Origin of the sequence: Mycobacterium sp. DL99 (assembly GCF_004762045.1) — a bacterium.
Taxonomy (GTDB): domain Bacteria; phylum Actinomycetota; class Actinomycetes; order Mycobacteriales; family Mycobacteriaceae; genus Mycobacterium.
Genome location: NZ_SJOM01000007.1, coordinates 2,945,920 through 2,960,291, shown reverse-complemented (window position 1 = coordinate 2,960,291; position 14,372 = coordinate 2,945,920). Strand labels below are relative to the sequence as shown.

14 protein-coding genes are annotated in these 14,372 nt (G+C 68.1%); 3 read left to right on the top strand and 11 right to left on the bottom strand.

The window, feature by feature from the left end:
• Entirely contained in the window at window positions 1–2,088 is a 2,088-nt protein-coding gene (gene uvrC, locus EYZ64_RS14765) for an excinuclease ABC subunit UvrC (protein WP_135454226.1), read from the bottom strand.
• Window positions 2,089–2,192: 104 nt separating this feature from the next.
• Between uvrC and ggt the strand changes: the two genes are divergently transcribed.
• A complete protein-coding gene (ggt, locus tag EYZ64_RS14755; RefSeq protein WP_135460015.1) occupies window positions 2,193–4,115 on the top strand; it encodes a gamma-glutamyltransferase in 1,923 nt (640 codons plus the stop codon).
• A gap of 10 nt (window positions 4,116–4,125) precedes the next feature.
• Here the strand turns inward: ggt and EYZ64_RS14750 are convergent, their stop codons facing one another.
• From EYZ64_RS14750 to EYZ64_RS14735, 4 genes are all read right to left on the bottom strand, one after another.
• Window positions 4,126–4,578, bottom strand: a complete 453-nt coding sequence (locus tag EYZ64_RS14750; protein WP_135454222.1) for a PH domain-containing protein — start codon at window positions 4,576–4,578, stop codon at window positions 4,126–4,128.
• Window positions 4,579–4,585: 7 nt separating this feature from the next.
• On the bottom strand, window positions 4,586–5,065 hold the full coding sequence (gene ribH / locus EYZ64_RS14745; RefSeq protein ID WP_135454219.1) for a 6,7-dimethyl-8-ribityllumazine synthase: 480 nt from the start codon (window positions 5,063–5,065) through the stop codon (window positions 4,586–4,588).
• A complete protein-coding gene (locus EYZ64_RS14740) occupies window positions 5,062–6,390 on the bottom strand; it encodes a bifunctional 3,4-dihydroxy-2-butanone-4-phosphate synthase/GTP cyclohydrolase II (protein ID WP_135454217.1) in 1,329 nt (442 codons plus the stop codon). Before EYZ64_RS14740 ends, ribH begins: the two co-directional genes overlap by 4 nt.
• 98 nt (window positions 6,391–6,488) lie before the next feature.
• Complete coding sequence (locus tag EYZ64_RS14735; RefSeq protein ID WP_135460014.1) at window positions 6,489–7,088, bottom strand: riboflavin synthase; 600 nt, start codon at window positions 7,086–7,088, stop codon at window positions 6,489–6,491.
• 73 nt (window positions 7,089–7,161) lie between these two features.
• On the opposite strand from EYZ64_RS14735, the gene EYZ64_RS14730 reads away from it, so the two are divergent.
• Window positions 7,162–7,881, top strand: coding sequence for an LppX_LprAFG lipoprotein (locus EYZ64_RS14730; RefSeq protein ID WP_135454215.1), 720 nt, complete (start codon window positions 7,162–7,164; stop codon window positions 7,879–7,881).
• Window positions 7,881–9,539: an MFS transporter gene (locus tag EYZ64_RS14725; protein ID WP_286174919.1), complete on the top strand. Its 1,659-nt coding sequence runs from the start codon at window positions 7,881–7,883 to the stop codon at window positions 9,537–9,539. The genes EYZ64_RS14730 and EYZ64_RS14725 overlap by 1 nt, the downstream gene beginning before the upstream one ends.
• A 5-nt stretch (window positions 9,540–9,544) precedes the next feature.
• On the opposite strand, the gene EYZ64_RS32045 is transcribed toward EYZ64_RS14725, so the two are convergent.
• The 6 genes from EYZ64_RS32045 to EYZ64_RS14700 all read right to left on the bottom strand — a co-directional run.
• A complete protein-coding gene (locus EYZ64_RS32045; RefSeq protein ID WP_167857834.1) occupies window positions 9,545–9,700 on the bottom strand; it encodes a hypothetical protein in 156 nt (51 codons plus the stop codon).
• Window positions 9,701–9,853: 153 nt separating this feature from the next.
• Window positions 9,854–10,855, bottom strand: coding sequence for a bifunctional diaminohydroxyphosphoribosylaminopyrimidine deaminase/5-amino-6-(5-phosphoribosylamino)uracil reductase RibD (gene ribD, locus EYZ64_RS14720; protein WP_135454211.1), 1,002 nt, complete (start codon window positions 10,853–10,855; stop codon window positions 9,854–9,856).
• Window positions 10,852–11,529, bottom strand: a complete 678-nt coding sequence (gene rpe, locus EYZ64_RS14715; protein WP_135454209.1) for a ribulose-phosphate 3-epimerase — start codon at window positions 11,527–11,529, stop codon at window positions 10,852–10,854. The genes ribD and rpe overlap by 4 nt, the downstream gene beginning before the upstream one ends.
• A gap of 5 nt (window positions 11,530–11,534) precedes the next feature.
• Window positions 11,535–12,935, bottom strand: a complete 1,401-nt coding sequence (locus EYZ64_RS14710) for an RsmB/NOP family class I SAM-dependent RNA methyltransferase (RefSeq protein ID WP_135454207.1) — start codon at window positions 12,933–12,935, stop codon at window positions 11,535–11,537.
• Window positions 12,932–13,861, bottom strand: a complete 930-nt coding sequence (fmt, locus tag EYZ64_RS14705; RefSeq protein WP_135454204.1) for a methionyl-tRNA formyltransferase — start codon at window positions 13,859–13,861, stop codon at window positions 12,932–12,934. The genes EYZ64_RS14710 and fmt overlap by 4 nt, the downstream gene beginning before the upstream one ends.
• 33 nt (window positions 13,862–13,894) lie before the next feature.
• On the bottom strand, window positions 13,895–14,372 hold a 478-nt coding region (locus EYZ64_RS14700), incomplete at its 5' end, for a LemA family protein (RefSeq protein WP_135460013.1).

Below are 14,372 nucleotides of genomic sequence, written 5' to 3'. Positions count from 1 at the left end.
TCATCCCGACACCCTGCGTCGATCATCCTCGATAACCGTTGCGGGCGCCCCTGAATCGCCCAGTCCGGCGCTGTTCTCACTTCGCGGGTCTTCGCCCTCGACCGGTGGCGGCGTGCTCGGCGGCTCACCGCTGTGCTCGATTGGCGGCTCACCGCCGTGCTCGATTGGCGGCTCACCGCCGAGCGCAGCCAGGACGGCCTTCGCCGTCGTCACACCGATCCCCGGCACCGCGGTGATCTCCTCGACCGTGGCCTCCTTGAGTCGCGCCACCGAGCCGAAATGCGTCACCAACGCCTTGCGGCGCTGCTCGCCCAAACCACGCACCGAGTCGAGCGCCGAGGCGGTCATCCGCTTGGACCGCTTGCTGCGGTGATAGCTGATCGCGAACCGGTGTGCCTCGTCGCGCACGCGTTGCAACAAATACAGCCCCTCACTGTTTCGCGGGAAGATCACCGGATCCGGCTCGGAAGGCACCCACACCTCCTCCAGCCGCTTGGCCAGCCCGATCACCGCGACATCGGTGACGCCGAGTTCGTCGAGCACCGCGGCCGCCGCATTGACCTGAGGGGCACCACCGTCCACGACGAACAGGTTTGGCGGATAGGCGAACCGGCGCGGACGCTGCTCGGTGCCTGCCTCGGGCTGCGCATCGCTCACGTGCCGCAGGAAACGACGCCGGGTCACCTCGGCGATCGAGGCGACGTCATCGGAGCGGCCGTCACCGGCAGCCTCACGGATCGCGTAGTGCCGGTAGTCCGACTTTCGCGGCAACCCATCCTCGAACACCACCAGTGAGGCGACCACATCGGTGCCCTGCACATGGCTGATATCCACACATTCGATCCGCAACGGCGCATCGGCCAGACCCAGCGAATCCTGAATGCTCTGTAGCGCTTCCGATCTCGCGTTGAAGTCGCCAGCACGCTTGAGCTTGTGTTGGGCCAGCGCCTCCTGTGCATTGCGCGCGACAGTCTCGGCCAGTGTGCGTTTGTCGCCGCGCACCGGCACCCGCAGGCTCACGCGCGAGCCACGAAGCCCGGACAACCATGCCGCCAGTTCATCGGCATTCGGCGGCAGCACCGGCACGAGGACCTCCCGCGGCACCGGGTTGGTCGCCTCATCGGCCGCGCCGCCCAATTCGGCCTGTTCGCCGTAGAACTGGGTGAGGAACTGTTCGACGAGGTGCTCCTGCCCGGATTGCTCTGGGTCACCGGACTTCTCGACGATCCAGCCGCGCTGGCCCCGCACCCGCCCCCCGCGCACGTGGAAGACCTGAACGGCCGCCTCGAGGTCGTCGTCGGCGAACGCCACCACGTCGGCGTCCGTGCCGTCGCCGAGGACCACTGCCTGTTTCTCCAGCGCACGCTTCAGTGCCGCGATATCGTCGCGCAACCGGGCCGCCCGTTCGAAGTCCAACTCCTCTGCGGCCGCGATCATCTGCTGCTCCATGTCGCGGGCCAGCCGGTCGGTCTTGCCCGACAGGAAATCGCAGAAGTCCAGCACGATGCGCCGGTGTTCCTCGGCGCTGACCCTACCGATGCACGGCGCCGAGCACTTGTCGATGTAGCCGAGCAGACACGGACGGTCGATCTGCCTGTGCCGCTTGAACACTCCCGCAGAACAGGTTCTGGCCGGAAACACCCGGGTCAGCAGATCGAGTGTCTCCCGGATCGCCCACGCATGCGAGTACGGGCCGAAATACCGCACGCCCTTGCGCCGCGGCCCGCGATACACCATCAGCCGCGGGTACTCCTCGTTGAGCGTGACCGCCAACACCGGGTACGTCTTGTCGTCGCGGTAGCGGATGTTGAAGCGTGGATCGAATTCCTTGATCCAGTTGTACTCCAGCTGCAGTGCCTCGACCTCGGTGGTGACCACCGTCCACTCGACACTGCCCGCCGTCATCACCATCTGCCGGGTGCGCGGCGCCAGGCTCGCGATATCGGCGAAGTACGACGTCAGCCGGCTGCGCAGGCTCTTGGCCTTGCCGACATAGATGACCCGACCGTGCGGGTCCCGGAACCGGTACACGCCCGGCTCTACTGGTATCGATCCGGGCGCCGGCCGGTACGTCGCTGGATCGGGCACGGTTTCCAGGTTACTGCCGCGATCCGACGGAACTCCGCTACCGTCGAACTGTGCGGTTGCTGGCGTCCACCCGTTCGGTCATCGCGCTGCTCAGTGTCGTCGCTATGATCCTTGCCGGATGCTCCGACGGCAGTCGGCGCCCCGCGAGGACCGATGCCGGGCCGTGCCAGATCATTTCCAACGGGACCCCGTTGCCCAAACCCCCTCAGGCACCCCCACCGCCGACCCCTGCTCAACCGTCGGCACCGCCGACAACCCGCAACCTCGCGACCAACCCCGAGATCGGCACCGGCTACCGCAGCGACATGACCGCGGTCCGCACGGCCACCTATGCGGTGGCCACCGCCAATCCACTGGCCACCGAAGCCGCCTGCAAAGTGCTGCGCGACGGTGGTACCGCTGCCGACGCACTGGTGACCGCACAGGCCGTGCTCGGCCTCGTCGAGCCCCAGTCCTCCGGGATCGGCGGCGGCGGCTTCCTGCTTTATTACGACGCGGCAGGCAACGCGGTGCGCGCCTATGACGGACGTGAGACCGCCCCGGCCGCGGCGACCGAGAACTACCTGCGCTGGGTGTCGGAGACAGACCGCTCGATCCCCAAACCCGACGCCCGGGCATCGGGCCGCTCCATCGGGGTGCCGGGGATCGTGCGACTGCTCGACGACGTGCACCATCAGTTCGGCAAGAAGGCCTGGCGCGATCTCTTCGACCCTGCCGTGTCGATGGCCGACAACGGATTCGACGTCAGCCCGCGCCTGGCTGCGGCCATCGACGATGCCGACGCCCAACTTCGGCTGGATCCCGCGTCGGCCGGCTACTTCCTCAACCCCGACGGCAGTCCCAAGCTGGTGGGCACCCGCATGACCAACCCCGCCTACGCGAAAACCTTGGGCGCCATCGCATCCGAGGGTGCTCAGGCCTTCTACACCGGCGACATCGCCCGCGCTGTGGTGGCGGCCGCGACCGATACCAGCGGCGGCCGCACGCCGAGCGCCATGACCGAACAGGATCTTGCCGGGTACACCGTCAAACACCGCGACCCCGTGTGCACCACCTACCGCGGTCGCGAGGTCTGCGGTATGCCACCGCCGTCGTCGGGCGGCATCGCGGTGGCTGCCACCCTCGGCATGCTCGAGCACTTCCCCATGAGCGATTACAAGCCGGTGCGCATCGACCTCAACGGCGGGCATCCCTCGGTGACCGGGGTGCACCTGACCTCGGAGGCCGAACGCCTCGCCTACGCCGACCGCGATCGCTACGTCGCCGACACCGATTTCGTCCCACTACCCGGCGGATCACCCGAGACACTGCTCGGCGGCGCCTACCTCACCGGCCGCGCCGCCCTGATCTCGCGGAACCACACGATGGGCACGGCCGCGCCCGGGGACTTCGCCCCACCGATGACCATTCCGCCGCCGCCTGAGCACGGCACAAGCCAGATCAGCGTGATCGACAGCCACGGCAATGCGGCGTCACTGACCACAACGATCGAGTCCGCCTTCGGTTCGTTCCACATGGTCGACGGCTTCCTGCTCAACAATCAGCTCACCGACTTCTCCGCCGAGCCGACCAGCACCGAAGGCCATCCCGTACCCAACCGGGTTCAGGCCGGCAAGCGCCCACGCAGCACCATGGCGCCGACGCTGGTGTTCGACAAGGCGGGGCCGCAACGGGGTCCCCTGTATGCGGTCGTGGGCTCCCCCGGCGGTGCGGTGATCATCCAGTTCGTCGTGAAAACCCTTGTCGGCATCATGGATTGGAACCTGGACCCGCAGCAGGCGGTGTCAATGATCGACTTCGGTGCGGCCAACACACCCGTGACCAACGTCGGCGGGGAGCATCCGTTGGTCGATACGGTCGCCAACGGGGACCGTGATCAACTGGTCGAGGGCCTGCGGGCACTCGGACATCAGGTGTCGCTGGCCGATCAGTCCAGTGGGCTCTCAGCCCTGGTGCGCACACCGTCGGGCTGGATCGGCGGGGCCGATCCGCGCCGCGAAGGGCTGGTACTCGGCGACGTCGGTTGACCCTGTGGTGTCAGACGAGATTCGAGCGGTAACGGTCGATCAGCTCCCGGACCTCGTCCATGGCCTCGACCGCACGCCCCTTGTCGATGGCCTGGATCGCCATCACCGGAATGTACTCGTCGTCGGGCAGGTCCAGCCGAGCCCAGCGGGCTCCGACCGGGAATGTCACGCCGAGGGCCTCAGACCAGGGAATCACCTTGAAGCTGACCAGATTCCGGACCGCCACGCCGGTCGGGCCGACCTTGAGCCGGGGCCGCGCGAACAACAGCACCACTCCGCCGATGATCGCTCCCAGCAAGGCGATCGCCACCTGATCGGAGGTCTGGAAGACCACACCGGTGGACCCCACCTTCAGCAGCACGCCGACCGCGACGTGCGCCAGAAAGATGATCAGTGCCGCCCCGTAGGCGAAATACGGTGTCCGGTAAGGCCGGATATCAAGGTCCCAGGTTTCTGCAGTCATCGGCCGGTCACGCCTTCGCGCGCAGTTCCCGCAGGGTCAGCGCGGTGGAAAGCGCCGCCGCCGCGGCCTGGGCACCCTTGTCCTCGGCGGAATCCGGCAGGCCGGCGCGATCCAGGGCCTGGGCCTCGTTGTCGGTGGTCAGCACACCGTTGGCGACCGGTGTGGACGCGTCGAGCGACACCCGGGTCAAGCCCTGCGTCACCGCGTCGCACACGTAGTCGAAGTGCGGGGTCTGCCCACGGATGACCACGCCCAACGCCACCACCGCGTCATGTGTGGCCGCCAATGCCTGTGCCACCACCGGGATTTCGATGGCGCCGAGCACGCGGACCACCGTCGGCTCGTCGATGCCGGCGTCGGCGGCAACCTTGCGCGCGCCATCCAGCAGCGCGTCGCAGATCTGGGTGTGCCAGGTGCTGGCCACGATCGCCAGCTTCACATTCGAAGCGTCGATCTGGGGCAGATCAGGGACTCCGTGGCCGCTCACAGGCTCGAGCCCGAGTCGGTCGCACTGGGCGGCCGGCGGTCGCCGAGCAGGTACACCGCCTCGTCGTAGTCGTCCATGCTCACCGCTTCGTCATAGTCTTCGAGTCCGACGAGGTCGTGGCCCATCCGGTCCCGCTTGGTCATCAGGTAGCGGATGTTCTCCGAGTTCGCTCGCACCGGCAGTGCTACCCGCTCGATGATGTGCAGCCCATATCCGTCGAGCCCCACCCGCTTGGCCGGGTTGTTGGTCAGCAGCCGCATGGACCGGATACCCAGGTCGACCAGAATCTGGGCGCCGATGCCGTAATCGCGGGCATCGGCAGGCAGGCCGAGTTTCAGATTTGCGTCGACGGTGTCCTCGCCCGCGTCCTGCAACTGATAGGCCTGCAGCTTGTGCATCAGACCGATGCCGCGGCCCTCATGACCGCGCATGTACAGCACCACGCCGCGGCCTTCACGGGCCACCATCGCCATCGCGGCGTCCAGCTGCGGGCCGCAGTCACATCGTCGGGAGCCGAACACGTCGCCGGTCAGGCATTCGGAGTGAACCCGGACCAGGACGTCGTGACCGTCGCTGGCCGGCCCGGCGATGTCGCCGCGAACCAGCGCGACATGCTCGACGTCCTCGTAGATGCTCTTGTAGCCGACCGCCACGAACTCGCCGTGCCGGGTCGGGATACGCGCCTCGGCGATCCGCTCGATGTGCTTCTCGTGCTTACGGCGCCACTCGATCAGGTCGGCGATCGAGATCAGCGCCAGATCGTGATCGTCGGCAAAGACGCGCAGCTCATCGGTGCGCGCCATGTCGCCTTCGTCCTTCTGGCTGACGATCTCGCAGATCGCGCCGGCGGGCTGAAGCCCGGCCAGGCGGGCCAGGTCGACGGCTGCCTCGGTGTGTCCGGGGCGGCGCAGCACGCCACCGTCCTTGGCCCGCAGCGGAACTACGTGGCCGGGCTTGGTGAAGTCGTCGGCGACGGTCGCCGGATCGGCCAGCGCCCGCATCGTGGTGGCCCGGTCGGAAGCCGAAATGCCGGTTCCCACATCCTTTTTGGCGTCCACCGTGACGGTGTAGGCGGTGCCGTGCTTGTCCTGGTTGACCGCGTACATCGGCAACAGGCCCAGCCGGTCACAGATCTCACCGTCCAGCGGCACACACAGATAGCCCGAGGTGTAGCGGACCATGAACGCCACGAGTTCGGGAGTCGCCTTCTCGGCGGCGAAGATGAGATCGCCCTCGTTCTCGCGATCCTCGTCGTCGATCACCACCACGGCTTTGCCCGCCGCGATATCGGCAATCGCCCTCTCGACGGAATCGAGCCTGGTCATCTGCGCCACCTTGCCTGTTCTAATGACAGGTCCCCCAATGCGGGACCAATCGCCGACTCCAGTATGAACCACCGAAATCCAGCGGTTATTGCCAGCTCTTACTCACCGGGACCGGCCATCAGCCGTTCCACGTACTTGGCGATGATGTCCACCTCAAGATTCACCGTCGTTCCGACGGCCGCCTGACCCAGCGTGGTGAGCTCACGCGTGGTGGGGATCAGCGACACCTCGAACCAGTCGTCACCCACTGCGGACACCGTCAACGAGACCCCGTCGACGGTGATCGAGCCCTTCTCCACGACGTAGCGCGACAGCGCGGTGGGCAGCCCGATGCGGACGACTTCCCAGTGGTCGAAGGGCGTGCGGGAAATCACAGTGCCGGTGCCGTCGACATGGCCCTGAACGATGTGGCCGCCGAGGCGGCTGTTGACCGCGGCGGCCCGCTCCAGGTTGACCTGGCTGCCCACCCCGACCCCGCCCAGGCTCGACCTGTTCAGCGTCTCCCCCATGACGTCGGCGGTGAACGCGCCGTCGGGCAGTACGTCCACCACAGTCAGGCAGACCCCGTTCACCGCGATCGAGTCGCCGTGACCGGCATCGGCGGTGACCACGGGGCCGCGGATGGTGAACCGGGCGGCATCCGTCAGCTCCGCCTTGTCGACCAGGACACCCAGCTCTTCAACGATTCCGGTGAACACGCCGACCAGACTATTCGCCTCGAGCATCAGTTGGAGAAAACGCCCGGGCACCGCGAGCCTCTACGATGCAGTAATGCAGACGCGCCCACGCTTCGCAGTCCAGTCCTTACTCGCAATTCTCTTCGCAGCGGCCGCCCTCGTCGCCGGCTGCTCGTCCTCTTCGTCCTCGGAGAAGTCGAACGCCCCGCTGCCCGATGCCGCCCAGCTGCTGCAGGAATCCTCGGCCGCCACCAAGGCCCAGCAGAGCGTGCATCTGCTGCTGACCGTGCAGGGCACGATCAAAGGCCTCCCCATCGAGAAGCTCGACGGGGACCTGACCAACACCCCCGAGGTGGCCGCTGAAGGCACCGCCGATCTGTTGTTCGCAGGCCAAAAGCTGGCCGACGCGAAGTTCGTGGTGGCCGGCGGCGACCTGTACGCGGCCCTGACCCCCGGCGATCCGCTGTCCAACTACGGGCCCGCCGCCAGCATCTACGACATCTCGGCGATCCTGAACCCCGACAACGGCCTGGCCAACGTGCTCGCGAACTTCAGTGATCCCAAGGCCGACGGCCGCGAATCCGTCAACGGCACCGAGGGAGTCCGGGTGACCGGCACGGTCAGCCCCGACGCGGTCAACAAGATCGCCCCGCAGCTCAAGGCTGAGGGCCCGGTCCCGGGAACCGCTTGGATCACCGAGGACGGGAACCACACCCTGCTGCAGGCCAAGCTCGAACCCACGCCCGGAAACAGCGTCACCATGACCCTGTCTGACTGGGGCAAGCAGGTCACCGTCACCAAGCCCGCTTCCTGATGTCCACCGCGGAGTCGGTGAGGTCCGGCCGCAGCCGCCACATCGCGATCAGCGCGGGCAGCCTTGCCGTGCTGCTCGGCGCCCTCGACACCTATGTCGTGATCACGGTGATGACCGACATCATGTCCGACGTCGGCATTGCGGTAAACGAGATCCAGAAGGTCACCCCGATCATTACGTGGTACCTGCTGGGGTACATCGCGGCCATGCCGCTTCTGGGCCGCGCCTCTGACCGGTTCGGCCGCAAGATGCTGATCCAGGTCGGTTTGGCCGGTTTCGCGGTCGGCTCGGTCATCACGGCGCTGTCCACCAATCTGGACATGTTGATCGTGGGCCGTGCGATCCAGGGCGTCGCGAGCGGTGCGTTACTCCCGGTCACCCTGGCGCTGGCCGCCGATCTGTGGGCAGCTCGCAGCCGGGCCGCGGTACTCGGCGGGGTCGGCGCCGCCCAGGAGTTCGGAAGCGTCCTGGGCCCGCTGTACGGCATCGGCGCGGTCGCGGTGTTCCATCACTGGCAGGCCGCGTTCTGGATCAACGTGCCGCTGGCCCTCATCGCCATGGTGATGATCCACTTCAGCCTGCCGGGCAAGGAACCGAGCGACCACCCCGAGAAGGTCGATGTCATCGGCGGCGTCCTGCTGGCGATCGCGTTGGGCCTGGCCGTCATGGGCCTGTACAACCCGAAACCGGACGGCAAGCAGGTTTTACCCGACTGGGGTCTTCCGGTCCTGATCGGTGCGCTGGTGGCGGCGATCGCATTCTTCGCCTGGGAAAGGGTCGCCCGCACCCGGTTGATCGAACCCGCGGGTGTGCGGTTCCGGCCGTTCCTGGCCGCGCTGGCCGCATCGTTGTGCACGGGTGCCGCCCTGATGGTCACGCTGGTCAATGTCGAGCTGTTCGGCCAGGGCGTGCTCGGTAAGGACAAGTACGACGCCGCATTCCTGCTGTTGCGGTTCCTGGTCGCCCTACCCATCGGCGCGCTGATCGGCGGCTGGATCGCCACCCGCGTCGGGGACCGCATCGTCAGCTTCTTCGGACTGATGATCGCGGCCGGCGGCTTCTGGTTGATCACCAACTGGTCGATCACCGTGCTCGACGAGTACCACGACCTGGTCCTGTTCCGGCTGCCGGTGCTGGATACCGATCTGGCGATCGTCGGATTCGGACTCGGGTTGGTGATCGCCCCGCTCACCTCGGCCACACTGCGAGTGGTACCTGCCGCACAACACGGCATCGCTTCCGCATTCGTCGTGGTGTCCCGGATGATCGGCATGCTGATCGGAATCGCGGCCCTGTCCGCGTGGGGCCTGTACCGCTTCAATCAGCATCTGGCCACGCCGAACCCGGATTGCGCCAGCCTCCCGCCGCTGGACCGGACCCTCTGTCGATACCGGGCTGCCTACGTGGCGCAGTATGCCGAGATCTTCGGGATCACCGCGATCGTCTGCGTGGTGGGTGCGGTGCTCGGTCTGCTGATCGCCGCACGCCACGTCCATGTCGACGAACCTGCCGGTCCTCCCGAGGACCTGCGCGCCGGTGACAGTGACGACACGTCGACCGGGCAGCTGTACCTGCCGACGCAGGTCCTGCCGGTCCAGTCAGCCGACCCGGCAGTCCAGGGCACCGACCAACCGCCGGGACGCCATCGGTCGAGTTGATCGGCTCAGCAGCGTTCGACCCCGGGGCTCAGCAAACGTGGTGCCCGGTCGGCCTCATCCGGCCGGCCGGGCAGCACGAGCCGTAACGGGACTCGGACCAACGCCCGGATCGTGCGGGGAGTCCATGGCGTGCTGGGGAGCCAATCCTGCAGTGCAGTCATGCTCGCGTCCTTTGCTCGTGTTCACCCGGCGCACATTCGGCAGCGAACGCGCTTTGGTACGAGTGTACCGATCATGACCGACAATGCCCGGCATTTCACGAGCGTAACTTAGGTCACCCTAACTAAAGCTGGCTACCTCCTGGGAGGCTGCTATCAGTTGGGCACCAGACTCAGGCGAACGTCCGGCCCGATGGCGGTGATGCCGTCGAACCGCCACCGCTGCGCGTGCATGATGCTGGGCACCCCGATGTCGTCGACCGCGGTGATCGGCCCACCCAGCATTATCGGCGCCACATAGGCCAGGATCCGGTTCACCACGCCGGCCCGCAGGAAGGCCCCGGCCAGGGTCGGCCCACCCTCCAGAAGCACGTCGGTCCGGTCACCCAGCGACCGCATCACCTCATGCGGATCATGGGTACGGATCAGCATCGTGTGCGAATCGTCGTTGAGCACCTTGGCGTCCGGCGACACCTCGCGCATCCCCACCACGACCCGCAGGGGCTGATGACCGGTCAGCGTGCCGTCGGCCCGGCGCGCCGTCAGCGTCGGATCGTCGACGAACACCGTCCCGGTACCGACCACGATGGCGTCGGCCGCGGCCCGCTTGCGATGAACGTCCGCCCGGGCGGCCTCACTGGTGATCCACTGGCTGGAACCGTCGGCGGCGGCGCTGCGGCCGTCCACGCTGGTGGCGAATTTCCATGTGACATGCGGCAATCCGGTGCGCTGCTTGTGCAACCACTCGCGCAGTGGCCCGTTCTCGACGTCGTCGGCCAGCAGCCCGGCAGTGACCGTGACACCAGCCTCGGCGAGCCGCTGCGCCCCGCCTTCCGCCGCCGGGTTGGGATCGGCCACCGCGAAGGTGACGGCCGAAATCCCCGATGCCAGAAGCGCATCCACGCACGGCGGGGTCCGCCCGTGGTGATTACACGGCTCGAGGGTGACTACGGCGGTGCCACCCTTGGCCCGGTCCCCTGCCGCCTGCAGCGCCATCACCTCGGCGTGCGGGCCTCCGACGGGCTGCGTCGCGCCGACGCCGGCGATCTGCCCGTCGCTGTCCAGGACCACCGCGCCGACCGGCGGGTTCGGGTAGGTCGAGCCCTTGACCGGTTCGGCCTGCTCGATGGCCAGCCGCATCGCGGCCTCGGGCGTCATAGCGTCAGATGTCTCGAGGCGCTCGCAGCCTGCTGACGCAGGGACTTCACCGCGGCGGCCGGATCGGCCGCGCTGTACACCGCGGAGCCGGCGACGAAGCAGTCCACGCCGGCCTCGGCGGCCTGCTCGATGGTGTCGGCGTTGATGCCGCCGTCGATCTCGACGACGATGGTCAGCTCGCCGGAGTCGACGAGGCGGCGCACGATGCTCACCTTGGAGAGCACCTCCGGCATGAACTTCTGTCCACCGAACCCGGGCTCGACCGACATCACCAGCAGGGTGTCGAACTCCTTGAGGATCTCCAAGTACGGCTCCAGCGGGGTGCCCGGCTTCACCGACAGGCCGGCCTTGGCGCCGGCGGCACGGATATCGCGGGCCACGCCGATCGGGTTGTCGGTGGCCTCGGCGTGGAACGTGACGTTGTAAGCACCCGCCTCGGCATACGGCGGCGCCCAGCGCTCGGGCTGGTCGATCATCAGATGGCAGTCCATCGGGATATCGGTGGCCTTGAGCAGGGACTCCACCACGGGCAGGCCCAGCGTGAGATTGGGCACGAAGTGGTTGTCCATCACGTCGACGTGCAGCCAGTCGGCCCCGGCCACCGCGGCGACCTCATCGGACAGCCGCGCGAAGTCAGCGGACAGGATGGAAGGGGCGATCAGGGGTTCTGCCATGGCGATCACCCTACTTTCAGAGCCGCCGCGAACATCGCATCGGTCCCGTGCCGGTGCGGCCACAGCTGGACGTGCGGTCCATCACCGAGGTCGTCGGCCGGGGCGAACAACTCCCGAGTGTCCAGTTGAGTCACCGGATGCCGGCGCACCGCATCGGCCACCACCCCGACCGTTTCGGCCAGGTGCGGCGAACAGGTCGCGTACAGGACCACGCCGCCAGGCCGGGTCAGCGCGATGGCCGCGGCGAGCAGTTCGCGCTGCAGTTTCGCCAGCCCGGGGACGTCGCCGGGCTGGCGACGCCAACGTGCCTCCGGGCGCCGGCGCAGCGCCCCCAACCCCGTGCAGGGCGCATCGACCAGGACCCGGTCGAAGCCGGAATCCAGGCCCGATTCCCGCCCGTCCACGCGCTCCACGTCGACGTCGAGCCCCCGGGTGTTCTCCTCGACGAGATCGGCACGGCGCGGCGCGGGTTCGACCGCGGTGACCCGGGCACCCGAGGCCGCACCGATGGCGGCCAGGAGTGCGGTCTTACCGCCGGGACCTGCGCACAGGTCCAGCCAGCGACCGTTGTCCGGGCCGTCGAGTTCGGCGAGGGTCAGGGCGCGGGCCACCAGCTGGCTGCCCTCGTCCTGGACCTGGGCGGCACCGTCGCGCACGGCCGCCAGCTGTCCGGGGTCGCCACCGGGCAGGTACACCGCGTACGGCGAGTAGCGGCCCACGGTGCCGTCGGCCTGCGCGGCCAGCTCGGCTGCGGTCATCGCGGTGGGCCGTGCTGCCAGGTGCACCAACGGACGCTCGTCATCGCTGGCCAACAGGGCGTCGAGTTCACCGGCGCGGGCTCCCAGTGCGTCGGTGAAGGCCTGGGCGATCCACCGCGGGTGGGCGTGCAGGAAGGCCGCGTGCCCGACCGGATCGGTGGCCGCCGGCGGCGCCAGCTGCTCCATCCATTCCTGCTCGGTGCTGCGGGAGATCGTCCGCAGCACACCGTTGACGAAACCTGCTCGGGCCGTATCGAATTCGATTCCGGCCTGTTCCACGGTGGTGGACACCGCGGCATGCGGTTCGACCCGGGTGCGCAGCAGCTGGTAGGTGCCCAACCGCAACAGGTCGAGCAGCACCGGATCGATCCGCTCGGGCGGGCGCCCGGCCGCCGCCTCGATGACCGCGTCGAGCATCCCCCTCGTCCGGCAGGCGCCGTAGGTCAGCTCGGTGGCGAAGGCAGCGTCGCGGCCCTCGATCCCCCGCTCCCGCAGCAGCGGCGGCAGGGCCAGGTTGGCGTAGGAGTCGCGCTCCGACACCGCGCGCAGCACATCGAACGCCGCCCGGCGGGCGGGATCCAGGGGTGTGCGCCGGTGCTGGCGGTTGCGTTGCGGTGCACGGTTGGGTCGGTTCGGCGAGTTACTCATGATGCGCGCACCGATTCCTCCAACCGCGCACCGCGGGCCCAGTCGGCGGCGTTCATGGGTTTCTTGCCGGGCGGTTGAATCTGCCCCAGCCGAACCGGTTGCGAGCCGGTACCGACCAATACGGCATTGCGGTCGACACGGATTTGACCGGGCGCCAACGAATCTTCCGACGGTTCCACCGTGACCGGACCGACCTTGACGCGCAGGTCCCCGATCATCGTCCAGGCACCAGGATTCGGGGTGACCGAACGGATCTGCCGGTCGATGACGTGGGCCGGCAGGTCCCAGCGCACCCGGGCGGACTCCACGGTGATCTTGGGCGCCAGGCTCACGCCGTCGGCCGGCTGGGGCACCGCGGTCAGCGCCCCCTCGGCGACGCCGTCCAACGTGGACTCCAGCAGTGCGGCACCCGAATCAGCAAGCCGCCCAAGCAGATCGCCCGCCGTGTCGGTGTCACGCACCCGCTCGGTGACCACGCCGTAGACCGGTCCGGAGTCGAGTGCCGGCTCGATCAGGAACGTCGTGGCCCCGGTCACCTCGTCACCGGCCGCGAGGGAGGCCTGCACCGGCGCTGCCCCGCGCCAGGCAGGCAGCAACGAGAAGTGCAGATTGATCCAGCCGTGTCGGGGCACCGCGAGCAGGCGTTCGCTCAGCAGCGCGCCGTAGGCGACGACGGCGCAGCAGTCCGGTGCCAGCTCGGACAGTTCGGCGACGAACTCGTCGGAGTTGGGCCGCGACGGGCGCAGCACCGGTATCTCGTGCTCGAGTGCCAGCTTCGCGACCGGTGACGGTGCGGGCTTGCCGCGGCGCCCGGCGGCCGCGTCGGGCCGGGTCAGCACCGCGACCACATCGTGACGAGGCGAGTCGATCAGCCGCTGCAACGACGGGAGGGCGGGCTCTGGAGTTCCGGCAAAGACGAGGCGCACCGAATCAGTCTAGGTATCCGGCCCGCTGCTTCCCTAATGTGGCGATTGGTAGTACTCCCGCTCGGATACCCCGGCCAACGGGGCCAGATATACCCACGGGATCGTTCCGACCAGCCGGTTGAGGGTGGCGACAGCGTCGTTGTAGTACCGCCGGGCGAACGCCAGCTTGTTCTCGGTGTCGGTCAGGTTCTCCTGCAGGTTCAGGAAGTTGTTCGACGAATTGAGTTGCGGATAGGACGATCCCAGCGCCAGCACCCCGGTCAGGGCCGAGTCGAGATCACGTTCGGCTGCGCTGCGCTGCACCACCGAGGCGCCGCCGGTCGCCGAGGTCAGCGCCGCCTGGGCACTGCTGACCCGGCCGAGGACCGCCGTCTCGTGCTTGGCGAACGTCGCCACGGTCTGCACCAGCGCCGGAATCAGCGCGGCCCGGCGGGTCAGCTCGACGTCGATGCCGCTCAACGCCTCGGCGACGTGCACGTCGGCCACCCGCAGTTTGTTGTAGCCGACGACG